General features: G+C 40.4%; 16 protein-coding genes and 1 pseudogene. 1 reads left to right on the top strand and 16 read right to left on the bottom strand.

From position 1 onward, the window contains the following. Positions 1 to 16: 16 nt before the first annotated feature. The 16 genes from recJ to ACJMMI_RS03335 form a co-directional block, all read right to left on the bottom strand. A complete protein-coding gene (recJ, locus tag ACJMMI_RS03260) occupies positions 17 to 2,062 on the bottom strand; it encodes a single-stranded-DNA-specific exonuclease RecJ (protein ID WP_405353505.1) in 2,046 nt (681 codons plus the stop codon). Positions 2,063 to 2,104: 42 nt separating this feature from the next. Beyond that, positions 2,105 to 3,778, bottom strand: a complete 1,674-nt coding sequence (gene recN / locus ACJMMI_RS03265) for a DNA repair protein RecN (protein ID WP_405353507.1) — start codon at positions 3,776 to 3,778, stop codon at positions 2,105 to 2,107. Between the two features lie 16 nt (positions 3,779 to 3,794). Beyond that, entirely contained in the window at positions 3,795 to 4,241 is a 447-nt protein-coding gene (gene argR, locus ACJMMI_RS03270; RefSeq protein WP_405353510.1) for an arginine repressor, read from the bottom strand. Then, positions 4,241 to 5,098, bottom strand: coding sequence for an NAD(+)/NADH kinase (locus ACJMMI_RS03275; protein ID WP_405353512.1), 858 nt, complete (start codon positions 5,096 to 5,098; stop codon positions 4,241 to 4,243). Before ACJMMI_RS03275 ends, argR begins: the two co-directional genes overlap by 1 nt. 46 nt (positions 5,099 to 5,144) lie before the next feature. Beyond that, the gene (locus ACJMMI_RS03280; RefSeq protein ID WP_405353514.1) at positions 5,145 to 5,948 is read right to left on the bottom strand and encodes a TlyA family RNA methyltransferase; all 804 of its coding nucleotides are present in this window, start codon (positions 5,946 to 5,948) and stop codon (positions 5,145 to 5,147) included. Beyond that, entirely contained in the window at positions 5,948 to 7,825 is a 1,878-nt protein-coding gene (gene dxs, locus ACJMMI_RS03285) for a 1-deoxy-D-xylulose-5-phosphate synthase (RefSeq protein WP_405353517.1), read from the bottom strand. The genes ACJMMI_RS03280 and dxs overlap by 1 nt, the downstream gene beginning before the upstream one ends. A gap of 36 nt (positions 7,826 to 7,861) precedes the next feature. Next, positions 7,862 to 8,734: a polyprenyl synthetase family protein gene (locus ACJMMI_RS03290; protein ID WP_405353519.1), complete on the bottom strand. Its 873-nt coding sequence runs from the start codon at positions 8,732 to 8,734 to the stop codon at positions 7,862 to 7,864. Then, the gene (locus ACJMMI_RS03295; protein ID WP_405353522.1) at positions 8,727 to 8,963 is read right to left on the bottom strand and encodes an exodeoxyribonuclease VII small subunit; all 237 of its coding nucleotides are present in this window, start codon (positions 8,961 to 8,963) and stop codon (positions 8,727 to 8,729) included. The genes ACJMMI_RS03290 and ACJMMI_RS03295 overlap by 8 nt, the downstream gene beginning before the upstream one ends. A 2-nt stretch (positions 8,964 to 8,965) precedes the next feature. Next, a complete protein-coding gene (gene whiA / locus ACJMMI_RS03300; protein WP_405353524.1) occupies positions 8,966 to 9,883 on the bottom strand; it encodes a DNA-binding protein WhiA in 918 nt (305 codons plus the stop codon). 13 nt (positions 9,884 to 9,896) lie between these two features. Then, positions 9,897 to 10,760: an RNase adapter RapZ gene (gene rapZ, locus ACJMMI_RS03305; protein WP_405353526.1), complete on the bottom strand. Its 864-nt coding sequence runs from the start codon at positions 10,758 to 10,760 to the stop codon at positions 9,897 to 9,899. 42 nt (positions 10,761 to 10,802) lie between these two features. Then, complete coding sequence (murB, locus tag ACJMMI_RS03310; RefSeq protein ID WP_405353529.1) at positions 10,803 to 11,708, bottom strand: UDP-N-acetylmuramate dehydrogenase; 906 nt, start codon at positions 11,706 to 11,708, stop codon at positions 10,803 to 10,805. 13 nt (positions 11,709 to 11,721) lie between these two features. After that, entirely contained in the window at positions 11,722 to 12,441 is a 720-nt protein-coding gene (locus tag ACJMMI_RS03315) for a phosphatase (RefSeq protein ID WP_405353531.1), read from the bottom strand. Positions 12,442 to 12,453: 12 nt separating this feature from the next. Next, positions 12,454 to 13,419 (bottom strand): HPr(Ser) kinase/phosphatase, encoded by a 966-nt coding sequence (hprK, locus tag ACJMMI_RS03320; RefSeq protein ID WP_405353534.1) that lies wholly within the window; start codon positions 13,417 to 13,419, stop codon positions 12,454 to 12,456. Positions 13,420 to 13,591: 172 nt separating this feature from the next. Beyond that, on the bottom strand, positions 13,592 to 14,164 hold the full coding sequence (locus ACJMMI_RS03325) for a hypothetical protein (protein ID WP_405353537.1): 573 nt from the start codon (positions 14,162 to 14,164) through the stop codon (positions 13,592 to 13,594). Positions 14,165 to 14,168: 4 nt separating this feature from the next. Next, positions 14,169 to 15,197 (bottom strand): GerAB/ArcD/ProY family transporter, encoded by a 1,029-nt coding sequence (locus tag ACJMMI_RS03330; RefSeq protein WP_405353540.1) that lies wholly within the window; start codon positions 15,195 to 15,197, stop codon positions 14,169 to 14,171. Next, positions 15,187 to 16,656, bottom strand: a complete 1,470-nt coding sequence (locus tag ACJMMI_RS03335; RefSeq protein ID WP_405353542.1) for a spore germination protein — start codon at positions 16,654 to 16,656, stop codon at positions 15,187 to 15,189. The genes ACJMMI_RS03330 and ACJMMI_RS03335 overlap by 11 nt, the downstream gene beginning before the upstream one ends. A 94-nt stretch (positions 16,657 to 16,750) precedes the next feature. Between ACJMMI_RS03335 and ACJMMI_RS03340 the strand changes: the two are divergent. Continuing rightward, positions 16,751 to 16,935, top strand: a pseudogene (locus tag ACJMMI_RS03340) (DUF421 domain-containing protein); the annotation flags it as partial.

A 16,935-nucleotide genomic window follows, 5' to 3' on the forward strand; every position in this document is an offset into this window, starting at 1 on the left:
ATTCCTGAATATTTACTCATAACTGCATCCCCCTCAATTTTATAATCGTATCTGCTGAATTTAAGTCAACCTTTTTACTGACCTGAGAAACCCTGATTTGTGCCGAATTTATGCCCTCACTCACCGTTACAAGCGAAAGCTCGCTCATTGCATCGAGAATAACTCTGATTTTGCCTATAGACAATTTGTAGTCAAGCTTATGTACAAGCGTTTCTATCGGAAAAGCATAGCCGCCTGTTTTTCTCAGGAATACATATAGTATAGCAAAATCTTCTCGATTTGGCAAAAGATCATCTATCTGTTCAGGACTAAGCTTTAAGCCAAGCTTAAAATCCTCGTAATTTCTCTGACTTTGCAAAAACTTTTCGGTATCAAGTGCTGACGGTTTAATTTCCTTTGCAATTATAGATAAATTACGCTGTCCGTTAAATTCGTTTATATCAAGTGTAACCGCAAGGTCAAGCATATCTCCTACTACATAAGGAAACTCCTGCTGAGTAGTGAAAAACTTCATTACCGTTACAGTTGAGTTATTTCGCTTGAACTGTAGTCTTAAATGCTTATTCTGAGAAAGCGGTGTAACAAGTGCAAGCGTCATTTTGTACAAGCCAAACATAGGTGTGGGATTACCGGCTCCGTACGGTGCAAGGTAATTTAGCGGCTCTACAAGCTGTACATTAAGCAATCCAGGGTTTAATTTACAATCAATATTGCAGGCATTAAACGGCATTTGCTCTTGCTGCAAAGCATATTCGTTAATTCTTTTTCGGAATAATTCTATATTTTCACTCTTGAGCGAAAGTCCTGCCGCCATTGGATGTCCACCATAATGCATAAGTAAATCAGAGCAAGCAAAAATAGCGTCACAAAGGGAAAATCCCTCAACACTTCTTCCGGAGCCTTTTGCTTCATCTCCGTCACGAGAAAGAATAATTGTCGGCTTTCCGTAAAATTCCTTTATCTTAGAAGCTACAATTCCTATAACCCCCTGATGCCAACCCTCGCCGTCAATTACAAGCACTCTGTCACGCACAATTTCGGGTCTGAGTTTTACCATATCATCAATTTTCAGTAGAATATTCTGCTCAATTTCCTTGCGTTCGGTGTTGTCATCATTTAATTGTTTTGCAATTTCATTTGCCTCTTCCTCATCTTCTGTGAGCAAAAGAGAAACTGATTTGCCAGAAAAACCGAGTCTGCCTACTGCATTTATTCGTGGCACAAGAGTAAAAGAAACATTGCCCGAGGTAATCTTTTTGCCTGCAATGCCTGCCGTCTGCACAAGTGCATTTATTCCCACTCTGTCGCTCTGCTGAATATTTACAAGTCCACGCTTGACAAACACTCTGTTTTCGCTTTTGAGTTCCACAATATCTCCTACTGTTCCTATACAGAGCAGGTCAGAGTAATTGTCAAGCAGGGACGATACATCGCAATTCTCGCCCTCAAGAGCCATTACAAGTTTAAAGGCAACGCCTACACCCGACAACATTTTGTATTTGCTTTTGCAATCCTTTTGGTGCATATCTATTACAGCAACCGCATTTGGAAGCTTGCCTGTAGGCTGATGATGATCTGTAATTACAGTGTCAATTCCAAGAGAATTTGCGTAATCGATTTCATCAACAGCGGCAATTCCGTTATCCACAGTAATTATCAGCTTTATGCCCTTCTCTGCAAGCTTGTCGATAGCATCCTTGTTCATTCCGTATCCTTCAGCTTCTCGTGAAGGAATGTAGTACATTGCATTTGCTCCCACAGTTTCAAGGTACGAAAATAAAAGTGCTGTAGAGGTAACGCCGTCTGCGTCATAGTCGCCGTAAACGCAGATTGGCTCGCTGTTGTCGATTGCAGTTAAAATTCTATCTGCACCCTTTTGCATATCCTTTATTTCAAAAGGTGAGGCAATAACGCTGTCATTTTGCAAAAAGTCCTCAATTTCCTCTCGCTTTGTAATTCCTCTTATCTGTAGCAACATTGCAAGTATTGGAGGTAAGCCGTATTCAGTTTGTATTTTTTTAGCTTCATCCTTATTGATTTCGGATACTATCCAATTCTTCAAAACGCCATTTCTCCTTAAAATTGCCTGTAAATTCGCATAAAATTAAAGCTGTTCGCTTTCCTTGAGCATTGACTCGGCGTGTGCAAGGGCAGCATCAGTAATATTCACACCACCGATAATTCTTGCAAGTTCATTTTTTCTACCGTCAAAGTCAAGCAGCTTAACCTGAGTAAAGGTTCTGCCGTCCTCAACCTGCTTGCTAATCAAGTAGTGTGCATCGGCAAGTGCTGCAAGCTGTGCCTGGTGGGTTACGCAGAGCACCTGACTGCTTTTTGAAACTTCCTTTAGCTTTAGTCCTACCTTCTGAGCGGCTGAGCCGGAAATACCTGTGTCAACCTCATCAAAAATCAGGGTGTCAATATCATCTGTACTCGCAAGTACGGTTTTAATAGCAAGCATCATTCTTGAAAGCTCACCGCCCGATGCGATTTTTGCCACCGGTCTTGGCGGTTCGCCCGGGTTAGCGGAAATTAAAAATTCCACCTTGTCTATGCCTTTTTCGTAAAAATCCGTATTTTCAAACTGAGTTACAATCTGCACATTCGGCATATTTAAAAAGCTCATTTCCTCACGCACACGCTCGGAAAATACCTTTGCGGTCTTTTTACGGATTTCGCTAAGCTTTTGTGCCGCAACAAGTGCATTGTTCTCAGCTTCTTTATAATCAGCCTCAAGCTGATCTCTGTTTTTATCGTAGCTTAAAAGTTCTTCAAGCCTTGTCTGCATTTTCTCTGCAAGTGCAGGAAGCTCGTTACACTCGCAGCCATACTTTCGTGTGAGTCGGTTTAAAAGGTCGAGTCTTTCATCAATTTCTTCAAGCCTTTGCGGGTCACTTTCAACCGAGTCGGCAGCATCGGAAATCGACTCTATGCAATCCTTGAGATTATAATACACATCTGTAATGCTCTCAGAAATACTTTCGTACTCGGCATTGAGCGAAGCCGCTCTCTGAATATAATTCATTGCAGTTTCAATAGCCTCAATTCCGCCCTGCGACCTCTCGTCACCGTCTATAAGCTCTCTGGCATCATTCAGCAGAGTGAAAATCTTCTCCGAATTCATCAGAATAATTCGCTCGTTTTCAAGCTGTTCTATTTCGTCCTGCTGAACATCGGCATTGAAAAGCTCTGTCGTCTGGTAGGTAAGCAGGTCTATTTCGTGCAGTCTTGCCGATTCATCTGAGTTAGCCTCGGTAAGCTGTTTTTTTAAAGCCTTATATTTTTTATACTTTTCCTGATATTCCTCAAGTTCACTCTTGGTTTCGCCAAAGCTGTCAATATAATCAATATGAGTATCCGGTGAGAAAAGCTCGTAGCTTTCGTGTTGACCATGGATATTTATCAGATTTTTTGCTACCTCTTTGAGTACCGTCACACTTGCAGGTCTTGCGTTAATTTTGCAGCTGCTTTTGCCTGTGGCTGAAATAGTACGCTGAAGTATCAAGGTATCGTCATCTTCATTATCATAGCCAAGCTCTCTAAGCTTTGTCTTTACAGTATCGTTCACCTCGTCAAACTGAGCCGTAACAAGTGCGGTCTTTGCTCCTGTACGCACAAGCTCCTTTGATGTACGCTGTCCCATAATTGCATTGATTGAATCTATAATAATACTTTTACCTGCACCGGTTTCACCCGTAAGAACATTAAGTCCCTGTGAAAAGTCGATTGAGGTTTTCTCGATAACTGCTATATTTTCTATATATAAAGTTGTAAGCATATAACATCATCCCTGTTTAAAGTAGCTTTTTAAGCTCGGCAGTAAGATTTTCTGCATCTTTTACAGTACGGCAGGCAACAAAAATAGTATCATCACCTGCAATAGTACCCACAATTTCCGAATGGTCAAGAGAATCGAGCGAAGTGCACACCGCCTGTGCCATACCGACCATTGTGCGGATAACCACAATATTCTGTGCTGTGTCTATTGAATTTACAGCGGAAGAAAACATTGATTTTAAGCTTGATTTTCTTTCGTTTTGCTTTTTTGTGGGTGACATATAACGATATTTTCCGTCAGAATCAAGTGCCTTTACAAGTCGCAAATCCTTAATATCTCTTGAAATTGTCGCCTGTGTTGCCTTGTAGCCGTCTTGCCTTAGGCAATTCAGCAAATCGTCCTGAGTTTCTATTGACTGCTCAGAAATCAGTTCAAGTATTCTTGCGTGTCGTCCCGATTTCATTACATTTCCCTCTCTTTCAGCTTTTCGTTAAGCAATTTAAAGAAGTTGCGTTTCCTTAGCGAAATAAGCTCAAGGTAAAGCTCGGATTTTCTGATTTTTACAGTATCCTCGCTCTGAATATCCACATTTTTTTCACCGTCAATAGTTAAAAGGCAACAGCAATCGGCAGGAATCTGAACCGTTACCGCAAGGCTTGCACTTCCGTCAAATAACACTGAACGAGAATGCAGTGAGTGCGGACAAACAGGTGTTGCAATAATGCAGTCTGTCTGCGGTGCAACAATAGGACCACCGGCAGAGAGCGAGTATGCGGTTGAACCTGTTGGCGTTGCAAAAAGCAAGCCGTCAGCCCTGTACTTTGCAATCCACTCATCGTCAAGATAAAGATTAATGTCAAGAATTTTTGAAAACTGACCTCTTGCAATTACCGCATCATTCACCGCAAGATAATGCTTGGTTTCACCGCTTTTGTTGACCTCAACATCAAGTAAAATTCGTTTTTCTGTTGTATATTCCTTACTTACAAGCTTTTTAAGCCTTGAAATATCGTCAGGCTCAAGGTCTGCGGCAAATCCGAGTCTGCCCACATTTACACCGATAAGCGGCACATTATTTACAGCCGCATACTTGGCAGCGTGAATTATAGTACCGTCACCGCCTGCTGTTACCGCTGCGTCACAAGCTGCAAAAAGCTCATCTATGGTATCAACATAGCCTATATTTATTCCCTTATAAAAAGGTTTACATTCGCTGAGCATAACTACCTCAGCGTTTTCTCCAAGAAAAAGTATTGCTATCTCTTTGGCACAGGAAATTGCTTTTTCCTTGCTGAGATTAACTATTACAGCTATTTTCATAACTGCCCTTCCTTTCTTGTATAGCTTCAAAACAAATGCGAACTGCTTATTTGTCAAGCTTTGCGTGTGAATTCTTTACAAGCTCTTCGGGAGTAATATCTGTGTATGACTTTGGATCATCACTCTTTCTCAGGTGAATAAGGTACTCAATATTTCCCTCAGGGCCTTTGATTGGTGAATAGTCAAGGTTTAACACATCAAAGCCGTTTTCAAGGCAGAAGTTATAAATATTCTGCACTACCTCAATATGAACAGCCGGATCACGCACAACGCCTTTTTTGCCAACCTTTTCTCTGCCTGCCTCAAATTGCGGCTTAATCAAACACACGGCCTGAGCATTTTCAGCCATAAGCTGTCTTGCCACCGGCAAAATAAGCTTTAGCGAAATAAACGATACATCAACCGAGAAAAAGTCGATTTCATCAGGTACTTGCTCTCTTGTAACCTTTCTCATATTGGTGCGTTCAAGATTTACAACTCGCTCATCAGTTCTTAATTTCCATGCAAGCTGACCGTAGCCAACATCAATGGAATAGACTTTTTTTGCACCGTTTTGCAGCATACAGTCTGTAAAGCCACCTGTTGATGCACCAATGTCCATTGTGATTTTTCCGTTTAAATCAAAATCAAAATTATTAATTGCCTTTTCAAGCTTTAAACCGCCACGGCTGACATATTTTAGAGTTGCACCACGCACCTCAATTTTGCAGTTTTCGTCATAGCTCTGACCGCATTTGTCTGCCTTTTGATTATCAACATAAACCTGACCTGCCATAATAATAGCCTTTGCTTTCTCTCGGCTTTCGGCAAATCCGTTTTCGTAAACAAGTATATCAAGTCTTTTTTTCATTATCTGTTTCCAATCCTGTCGAGATCCTCTAAAACTACATCTGCCATACCCTCAGAATCAAGTCTGAGCATATGCAAAGCCTCGGATACCGACATCTGCTTTACAAATTTATCGCCTATGGTTTTTATATGGTAACAGCCCGAAAACTGTCTTGCAAGCAAAGCATCGCCAAAATTTCTTGCAACGCTGCCTGTTTTTATTCCCTCTTCAAAAAACCATACTGTATTAAAGCCTGTTGCAAAATCAAAGGCCGCTGGATCTATAGGTTTGATTTTACAAAGCTTTAAAATGCACACCTCAATGCCTTTTTGGGCAAGAATTTCCTTTGCCTTACAAGCATATGAGAATAATCTTCCGTAAGTAATAATCAGCTTACCGCAATCTTTATTGCCATAAACATCGTAAGTAATGCTTTCTTCGCCAAAATCACTCGGCTTATAAAGTTCTCCGCCTCGTGGGTATCGTACCGCTGCAACATTATTGCAAACATAGATTGCTGAATTGAGTGAATTTTTCAGTCCGTCAAAATATGTCGGAGAAAAAATTGTGACATTCGGGATTGAGTTGAGCATAGACACATCAAACACACCCTGATGAGTTTCGCCGTCATCACCCACAATACCTGCTCTGTCTATTGCAAGCACAATGTGCAGGTTACTCATTGCCGCATCATGAATAATTTGGTCATACGCTCTCTGCAAGAATGTGGAATACACCGCAAACACAGGTCGCATACCCTTGGCAGCAAGTCCACACGCAAAGGTTACTGCATGTTCCTCGGCAATTCCGACATCAAAAAATCTCTCCTTATGATAAATAGAAAACTTATCAAGTCCTGTGCCCTTTGCCATAGCGGCGGTAATGGCACATATTTTTTTATCCTTTTCGGCAAGGTCACAAAGAGTGTTGCCAAACTCAGCCGAAAAGCCTTTGTGCGATGAAATTGGCTCACCCGAATCAATGTCAAATTTACCGATTCCATGGAATGTGCCCGGATTTTCCTCCGCAGGCAGGTATCCCTTGCCCTTTTTTGTAACCACATGCAAAAGCACAGGTGCATTAATTCTTTTTGCCGCAGACATAGCGTTTTCAAGCTCTGCAATATCGTGACCGTCAATAGGGCCGATATAAGTAAAGCCAAAGCAATCGAACAATGTATTTTTATAAACAAGATTTTTAATCTTTGACTTACTTCTTCTTAAAACTGCACTAATCGGTCTGCCGAGCAGAGGTACTTTTGAAAGGAATTTTTCAGTTGCCTTCTTAATTCTGATGTACCAAGGCTGAATCCTTACAGTAGTAAGGTAGCGTGGAAAAGCACCCACATTTTTTGAAATAGACATCTTATTGTCATTTAAAATTACAATAAAATTCTTTTTAAATCGTCCCGCATTGTTCATAGCCTCAAATGCAAGACCGCCGGTAAATGAGCCGTCACCGATTACCGCAATAGTGTGGCTCTGATCTCCGCTGAGCATTTTTGCTCTTGCAATACCATAAGCGGCGGAAATTGATGTACTGCTGTGACCTGTATTAAAGTCGTCATACTTACTCTCACTTCTTTTAGGAAAGCCTGAAATTCCGTCCTTTTGTCGCAGGGTATAAAAATCCTCATATCTTCCTGTCAGCAACTTGTGAGTGTAGCTCTGGTGACCTACATCCCACACGATGCTGTCCTTTGGCAAATTAAAGGTTCTGTGCAGAGCAACTGTAAGCTCCACAACACCCAAATTCGGAGAAAGGTGACCGCCGTTGAGTGATACGGTTTCAATCAGTTTTTCTCGTATTTCGTTGCATAATTTGTCAAGATCTTTTTCATCAAGCTTTTTTACATCAGCCGGTGATTTAATCTTTGGCAATAACTCATAGTCACCCATTTTCTCCCTCCTTATCCTTATACTTCATCATAAAAATTAATTAGAGCGACCTGCAAGGTAATCCGCAAAATCGCATAATGCCTTTGTATCACCGTCAAAAGCAGAAAGTGCGGTTTTCGCCTTTTCGGTAAGCTCATTTACAAGCTCTCTGCACTTATCAATGCCGAGAAGTGACACATAGGTTGACTTTGCATTTTCGCTGTCACTTCCCACAGGCTTGCCGAGTTCTTCATCAGTTGAAGTAACATCAAGAATATCGTCCTGAATCTGAAAAGCAATACCGATACACTCGCCGTACTCTGAGGCGGATTTAATAAGCTTTTCATCAGCATTTGCAGAGATACAACCCATTTCACACGCCGCTTTTATAAGGCAAGCTGTCTTTTTATAATCCATTTCTCTGAGTACTTCAATAGGTGCTGACTTATTTTCATTTATAAGGTCAATCACCTGACCGCCAACCATTCCTCTTGCACCGCAATATGCAGAAAGAGTATTTACTGCCTTGCAGCAAGCACTTGCAGAGCTTTGACTTATTGCCTTTTCGCTTGTCATAATTTCAAAAGCAAGTGATTGCAAAGCATCTCCGGCAAGCAGAGCAATATCTTCGCCGTAAACCTTGTGATTAGACGGCTTTCCTCTACGCATATCGTCATCGTCCATACAAGGCAAATCATCATGAATCAAAGAGTATGTGTGAATCATTTCAACAGCACATGCAAACGGCACAGCAGACTCGGCACTGCCTCCGCAAAGCTCGTTAAAGCTGAATACAAGGTTTGGTCTTACTCTTTTTCCGCCTGCCTCAAGGCTGTATTTCATAGACTCTATAAGTTCTCTTTCCCTGCAATCAAGGCTTGGCAGGTAGTCATAAAGAGCGTCTTCTGTCTTTTTTATATAATCATTCATCTGTATCACCATCAAAATCACATAATTTGCTAACGCTTTCAAGTCTTGAGTTAATATCATCAATTCTGCCCTTGCACTCAATAAGCTCTTCCATACAGAAAATGATATTTTCACAGCCCTCAACATAGGCGTCAACACATTCTCTGAGGTTTTGCGGTGCTTGCTCAAGTTTTGAAATAGCCTCTTCTATTTTAACATCAGCTTGTTCAAATGTTAATTTTTCTTCCATTATTAAAGATCCTCCGCATATTCCATAAGTCTGTTCATTCTGTGGTTTGCTCCGCTTCTGCTGATTGGAGGTGAAAGGTTCTGCCCTAAATCACGAAGTGACATTTCCGGATTTTCAAGTCTTAAAACTGCAATCTCACGCAAATCATCAGGCAAGGACTCAATGCCCTTTGCAGCCTTTATTTTTTGAATTGCAGCAAGCTGTTTTGCAGATGCAGACGCAATCTTGGTAATATTTGCTACCTCGCTGTTAATTCGCCTATTGATGTTATTTCGCACCTGTTTTACAGCCTTTGTACCCATAATTTCCATTGCACAGTTGGTTGCACCAATGTATGTAAGTAAATCGCAAATCTGCTCGCTTCCTTTGAAATACACCACATAGCTTCCGTTGCGGACAACAGTTTTCGGTGTGAAATCACACTCCGGTATTTCAGAAAGAATCTTGCACAAATCAACAGATAAATTTTTGTGAGGAACGCAAAACTCTGCGTGATAGCTTTTCATAGGGTCAGACACCGAGCCGCACCCCTCAAAAGCACCACGCAAAAAAGCCGCCATAAGCTCATCACTGCTGATGTTAGCTCTGTTTACACGCAATGAAATATCTGTAGTATGATGACCGTAATCGTCAAAAATTCTTGCACAGTCATCGGAATTAATGAGTGAAATTTTCGAAAGATGGTGCTCGGTTGTACGCACACGCAGGGCGGTTTCCTTTTCAATAATCGGCATATACAGCTCCTCAAGCAAGGCAGTCGCCCTTTTTGAAACCTCGCTGTGCTCGGTAGTAAGCACCATTTTATCCTTTTTAAAAGTTTTCGAGAAAATCAACAGGCCGTAAAGCTCTGCCTTTTTTTGTTCGGTATCTTTAGCTTTGACAGAACAAAGCTCATTTTTTACCTCAGAGGAAAACGACACTATTTTCACCTCGTTATTTTTTTACATCTCTGTGCTGAACAATGCACTTGTAACCTTTATCCATAAAGTAATTGTCAAGTAGTCCGGCAATAGTTACACTTCTGTGCTTTCCGCCTGTACAGCCGATTCCCACTACAAGCTCGCTCTTGCCCTCTTTAAGATACAAAGGCAAGGAGTAGTCGAGCAAATCAATAAGTCTTTTTACAAAGCCCTGAGTTTCCTCGCTGTTAAGCACATAGTCCTGAATACACTTTTCAAGTCCTGTATGCTCCTTAAGCTCTGCAATATAAAATGGGTTTGGCAGGCAACGCACATCAATAATCAAATCCGACTCAAGCGGAATACCATACTTAAAGCCAAACGACATAAAGGTAAGCACAATACTGTGTGTGCTGTCCTCAAGAAACATTGAAATAATACGCTCTCTAAGCTGTTTTATGGACATAAATGTAGTATCTATGCCATAGTCTGCAAGAGTTTTTACAGGCACAAGAAGCTTCTGCTCTTCCCTTACGGCAGCGGCAACAGAGCCATCTCTGAGCCTTTCGGTGAGTGGATGTCTTCTTCTGGTTTCCTTATAACGCACAATAAGGCTGTCAACCTTTGCATCAATATAAAGAATACTTACGCCCTCATTACTTTTCTTAAAGTTTTCAAGGTCATTGTACATAGCCTCGTAATCGCCGTTGCCACGCACATCAACCACAACGGCAACTCGCTTCATTGCCGAGTCTGTCGAGTCCTTGCAAAGCTTATACAAGGTCTGCAAAAGCGATGTCGGGATATTGTCAACGCAGTAGTAGCCAATATCCTCCATAATGTGAAGTGCACTTGTTTTACCGGCACCCGACATACCGGAAATAATTACAAATTCCATAATCTATACTTCCTCTATTACACCAATTACGCCTATTTTCGATTAAAGCATTATAAGCTCACATTCAAGGTCATATCCAGTTTCTGATTTTACGGTGGTCTGAATTTGAGAAATAAGCTCTTTTACATCTTTAGCGGTTGCATTGCCTTTATTAATAATAAATCCGGCATGCTTTTCCGATACCTCGGCACCGCCTACGCCCTTTCCTTTAAAACCGCATTGCTCAATCAAAGCACCTGCATAATTGCCCTCAGGACGCTTAAATACACTGCCTGCACTTGGAAACTCAAGCGGTTGTTTATCAACTCTCCTGCCCATAAAATCGTCCATTTTATGACGGATATTCTCAGGATTGTCGCTTTTAAGCTTGAGTGTTACACCTGTAATTATGCAGCCATTTTTGCGGTATGCACTTGTTCGGTAGCCAAAATCAAGATTTTCCTTATCAATTCTGCCGATAGTGCCGTCTGCCGTGATGTGATTTACAGACACAACAACATCTTTCATCTCTCCGCCGTAGGCACCGGCATTCATAAACACCGCACCGCCTACTGTACCGGGAATACCCCAAGCAAACTCAAGTCCCGAAAGCCCGTTGTTGAGTGCAAATTTACAAAGTGAAGCAAGTGTTGCACCTGCACCGCAATATACGGTTTCGCTGTCGGGCATAAAGATTTCTTTAAAATCGTCCTCAAGCTTTATCACAACACAGTCCATACCATTGTCATCAACAAGAATATTGCTTCCGTTGCCAAGCAAAAAATACTTAGTGTCGGTAAGCTTACATTCTCTTATAATTGTACCGAGTCTGCTAAGATTGCTAACCTTTATGTAAAGTGCCGCATTACCGCCAATTTTAAAGCTTGTGTGCTTTTTCATCGGCTCGTTTTGCAGGGTTTCGCAAGAAAGCTCGGTTGCAAGTTTATATATTTTATCAATATTATTCATCGAATTACTCCAGTTAATAATAAATATTTTTCTCTTTAAAGTATGCTTTAAGGTTTTCCTCAGCAGCATTTACAATCAGCTTTTCAGGAAAATCAATATTCTCAAGCATTTTAAGTGTTTCTGTGCCTCTGCCCAGAGTGTGAGTGTAATGAGAATCCGTATTCACGCAAATTCTCGCATTGTATTTTTTGCAAAGTTTTGCAATCTCCGCACAGTTTGAAGCACAGCTTTTTTTGTATCTGAAAGCGGAATCATTAATTTCAATCAATTTGCCCTCTTTTGCAAGTTCAGGGATAACCTTTTCATAGTCGTATTTAAAATATTCACTGCCGCTATGCCCTATTACATTGACTTCCGGATTTTTTGCAAGTCCAAGGTAAGCCTGTGTGCATTTTTCCACAGTTGCCTCGCCTTCAATAGTCAGTGTGTGAAGTGACGCAACAACCCACTCAAGGTTATGCTGCAGTTCGGGTTCTACATCAAGATTTCCGTTATAATCGCAAATATTAGCCTCAATGCCACGCAGCACCCTTACTCCTTTTATGTAAGCAGGTAAAACGCAGAGTGACTCAAAGTAAAACGGTCCCGGAGCACCGGGCATTGTTCTTGCGTGGTCTGTAATTGCAATGGCAAAAAGTCCAAGTTCACTTGCCTCCTGTGCCATCTCTGTAATGGTTGCATATGCGTGTGTAGACGCTATGGAATGTGTGTGCATATCGGCAACTAATTTCATTTGCTCACCCCGTTACTCCCATTTATCAACAATTATCTTTTCTGACTGTGACATATCAAAATCCATACCAAGGGCACTCAAAAGTTCCTGAGCAGCGTTATAACCCAGCTTTTTCTGACGGTTGTTCATTGCAGCAACCTCAATGATAACAGCAAGGTTTCTGCCCGGCTTTACAGGAATTGTAAGTGTAGGTACTTCTACACCGAGAATATCCATATACTGATTGTCTAGTCCCATTCTGTCATACACCTTAGTGTTGTCCCAAATTTCAAGATTAATAACCATATCTATTTTTTCGGTAAGCTTTACAGAGCCCATACCAAAAAGCTGACGGGCATTGATAATACCAATTCCTCTCAGTTCAATAAAGTGGCGGATATTTTCAGGCGACTGTCCCATAAGCGTATGAGTTGAAGTTTTACGGATTTCAACAGCGTCATCTGCAACAAGTCTGTGACCACGCTTAATAAGCTCAATGGCAGTTTCACTCTTACCTACGCCGCTGTCGCCAAGCAGCAAACAGCCCTCGCCATATACTTCAACAAGCACGCCATGCCTTGTAATTCTCGGTGCAAGCTCCTTGTTAAGATATTGGAAAAGTGCGGCGGTAACCTCAGAGGTTGTTTCTGCCGAACGCAAAATAGACACCTTATGGGTTTTTGCACTTTCCATCATAGCAATAGGTGGTTCAATATTTCTTGAAATAATAATCGCAGGAGGCCCAAAGCTCAAAATTGAGTCGATAACCATTTTTTGAGCCTCTGAGCCAAATCGTGAAAGATAAGAAAATTCTGTTGTGCCGAAAAGAAGAAGTTGGCTGCTGTCGAAGAAGTCAAAATAGCCTGTAAGTTCAAGTCCGGGACGATTCACCTCAAAGGTTGAAACCTTGATTTCTTCAAAATTTTCTGCAATATATATTTTTTGCAGTTCCAAATCCTCAGCCATTTTTGATAATGCAACTGAAAAATCGCTAGCCATAAATCCACCGCCGTTCAATAATTAAAATATATGCTCGTGAAAGACCCGGTATAAGCAAGCTTTGGTAAATATATTCAAAAGTTTTGCCCAAAGTATATGGTCTTTCCATTCTATACATCAATTATTATACAACAAAACGCTTATAGTATAAAGTCTTTTTATGAATTATTTTTCATTTTTTTATCATAATTTCAACTTTTTCGCCTGTTATTCCGTCATTACTGCTAATATGTGGAAAATACAGCAAGGATTTTTTCGATTTGCTGAGATTATTATTCATTTTGAGAAGTGTAGAAGAAATATCTTTATCTTTTTTCTCTAAAATCATTATCTGTTCCTTGCTTTTTTCCAAGGTGTCGGGCTCGTCAAGCGACCTTAAAATTTCATTACTGCACACTGCTGTATAAACTGACGGCGAAACCGAATAATTATTCTTAATATCTTGCAGAGTAGCGTAATACTTTTCATTATCAATATTTTCAGCAAATGCAATAAGCTCAAGCTTAGAGAGCACCACCTCAGGCTTATGCTCGGTTTTAAGATTTTTAAGTGCTCTTTCAAGGCTGTCTGCTTCTATACGAACTGATTCACTTTTTTCCTCATCGGAAATATAAAAAAATTTGTAGCTGTCTTTATTCACAACAATACTTTCAATTATTACCGCTTTATCAATTCTTTTGCAGTTGTCACATCCACATAAAAACATACTGCATAACACAAGCAAAACAAGCACAACTTTTTTCATTTTCTCACCTGCCTTTAAGCTTAAAATTCGCATAAGTCGGCAATACCACAGCATACACCGCACACATAATTACAAACACAATATCATTCTGTACAAGCTGTTTTGCACTCTCAAAAACCTCAGTACATATATACAAAATGAAAATCAACAATGTAAAAACAGCTGTATTTTTACCTCTTTTTTCACTGCCTATGCTTTCATTTACGGAACACAAAAGCAATGACAGCACAATGAAAACGCAGAGTGAAATACATATCATATATAGAAAATCAAAGCTTGTCATCTGTCCGAATGACGCATTTTTTGCAAGTATAAAATACGGAAATTCTCTGCCGTCCGCATAGTCACCCAACACAGTATTCATAAAAAACACCAACAATACAGCACTTATAAATGAAATTACAATAAATACGATAAAAGCACTCTTGCTATGACTGAAACTGCCCGAAGTTACCGAAAAAACAACAGGCAAAAGACATACAGGCAGCAGCGAAAACATTCCGTTAAAAAAATTATTTGTGCTGTTACTTCTGTAAAGATTGCTTAATTCCACATCAGATATATTTCCGATAAGGAATATTATTACAAAAACAGCAATCACAACCGAGCCAATCAATGCACTTCTTGATGATGTATAAATGCCCTTGTATGCGGCATAAGCACACACCAAAAGGATACCTGCCGCAAGTACAAATCTGTTCGCATTCGGATTCAGAGCCGTTACTAAAATGTCAACATAAAGCGACAGAAACCTGACTCCCGCAAACACAAAAAGAATACAGTACAGCGAAGAAAATGTTATTTTTATTGCAGAAGATTTTTTTATAAAAACATTAAAAGTATCACAACCGGTTGATTTATGAAGTAAATATGAAGGTAAAAGCAGGATTGCAAGCACGAAAATCATTATAAAAATTTCAAGACACACTGCCCATAACGGCAATGTGCCAAGATAATTATATTTACCACCAAGAAATATAAAAATCAAGCCTGCAAATAATCCTGCATATATCTGAGTGATTTTACCTTTCATCGGAGTCGCCCTCCTTTGTCTGAGCAAATTTCTGTACTCTGATTGTATGTCGAGAAAGTGTTTTCCAATCTGCACGAACAAAAACATCTCTCATTCTTCTTATGGAAAAAGGTGCAAGTGATGACATATACGGTACACCGACAGAGGTTTTTGCACAGATATTTGCAAGCACAGCACAGCTTAACAGCACAATTCCCCACATTCCGAAAATTCCGCCAACTGCAACAAATGCAAATCTCAGCACAGTAATCGGTGCGTAAAGTGACGAGGTTACATAACTGCTGATTGCCGCAACCGCAACAATCATAAGCGTTGAAGATGCAATAAAGCCTGCATTTACAGCACTTTCACCAATTACCAATGCACCTACAATACTCACAGCATGACCAAGCGGCTTTGGAATACGCAGTCCAGCTTCTCGCATAATTTCATAAACGAACATTATAATCACTACCTCAAGTGCCACAGGCAAAGGCGTGTCGGCAAGTGCTGTTGAGGCTTTCACAAGAAGTCCTTTTGGAAAATATTCCGGATGAAACTGAGCAAAGGCGGTGTAAATTCCGGGTACAAAAATTGCCGTAAAAAAAGAAATATACTTTAATATTCTGATAAAGGTTGCATAATACGGACGGTTTGAGTAATCGTCAACACTCTGAAATTCCTCTACAAAAATATGCGGAATAATAATAGCAGTCGGAGTGCCGTCAACTAAAACAGCTACTCTGCCCTCCATAAGCTTACCGCAAACTGTATCGGGTCGCTCTGAAATTCCCACCCCAGAAAAAATTGACTTTGTACCCTTATCCTCAAGATATTCTGAAAGGTAACCTGATGCAAGCACCATTTCGAGGTCGCTTGACTGCAATCTTTTTCTGATTTTGTCGAGAATAATTTTTGAAACCGAATTTTGCAGATAGCAAATGCAAAGCTGAGTTTTTGAGGTCTTGCCGACAGTTGCGGTTTCAAAAACAAGGTCGGGACTTTTAATTCTTCGCCTGATAAGGGTCATATTTATTCTTAACGGCTCTGTAAATCCCTCTTTTGAGCCACGCTGAACCACCTCGCTTTCAGGCTCTGTTACACCTCTGAACGAAAAGCCTTGTACGCCGATCGCAAGCATTTTACTGCAACCGTCAACAGCAATTACAGCAAAGCCGGAAGTAGAAAACATCACCGCCTCATCAAAGCTTTCAAACTCTACAATCTCACTTGCCGAAAGCACAGAAAGACGGATTTCATCGAGAATTTGCGAACCGTTTTTATTTTTAAAATCATAGTCAAGAATAGGATTGATTATAGAAAGTGCAATCACTTCTTTACTGCACATTCCCTCAATCGTAATTACGGCAGCGGCAGTATTATTATCTGAATTTAAAATCATATCTCTTACTGTAAAATCAGCTGAATTTGCAAATGCTGATTTTAGAGAAGATAAATTTTCTTTTAATGAATTATACATTCTATCACCAATATTATCCTGCACATTTTACCCGTAGTTATTCCGAAAATTGCATATAATTGCAGTAATTGCAAACATTATTATGGGTGATTAAATGATTATTTCAATTATCAGAACTTTGCTGCTGTACGCATTTGTAATACTTGCAATCAGACTTATGGGCAAAAGGCAAATAAGCGATATGCAGCCAAGTGAACTTGTGGTAACTCTTATCGTGTCAGATATTGCGGCAATTCCTATGTCAAACACCTCTCAGCCATTGCTTTCAGGAATAATTCC

Origin of the sequence: Ruminococcus sp., from assembly GCF_045129435.1 — a bacterium.
Taxonomy (GTDB): Bacteria; Bacillota; Clostridia; order Oscillospirales; family Acutalibacteraceae; genus Ruminococcoides.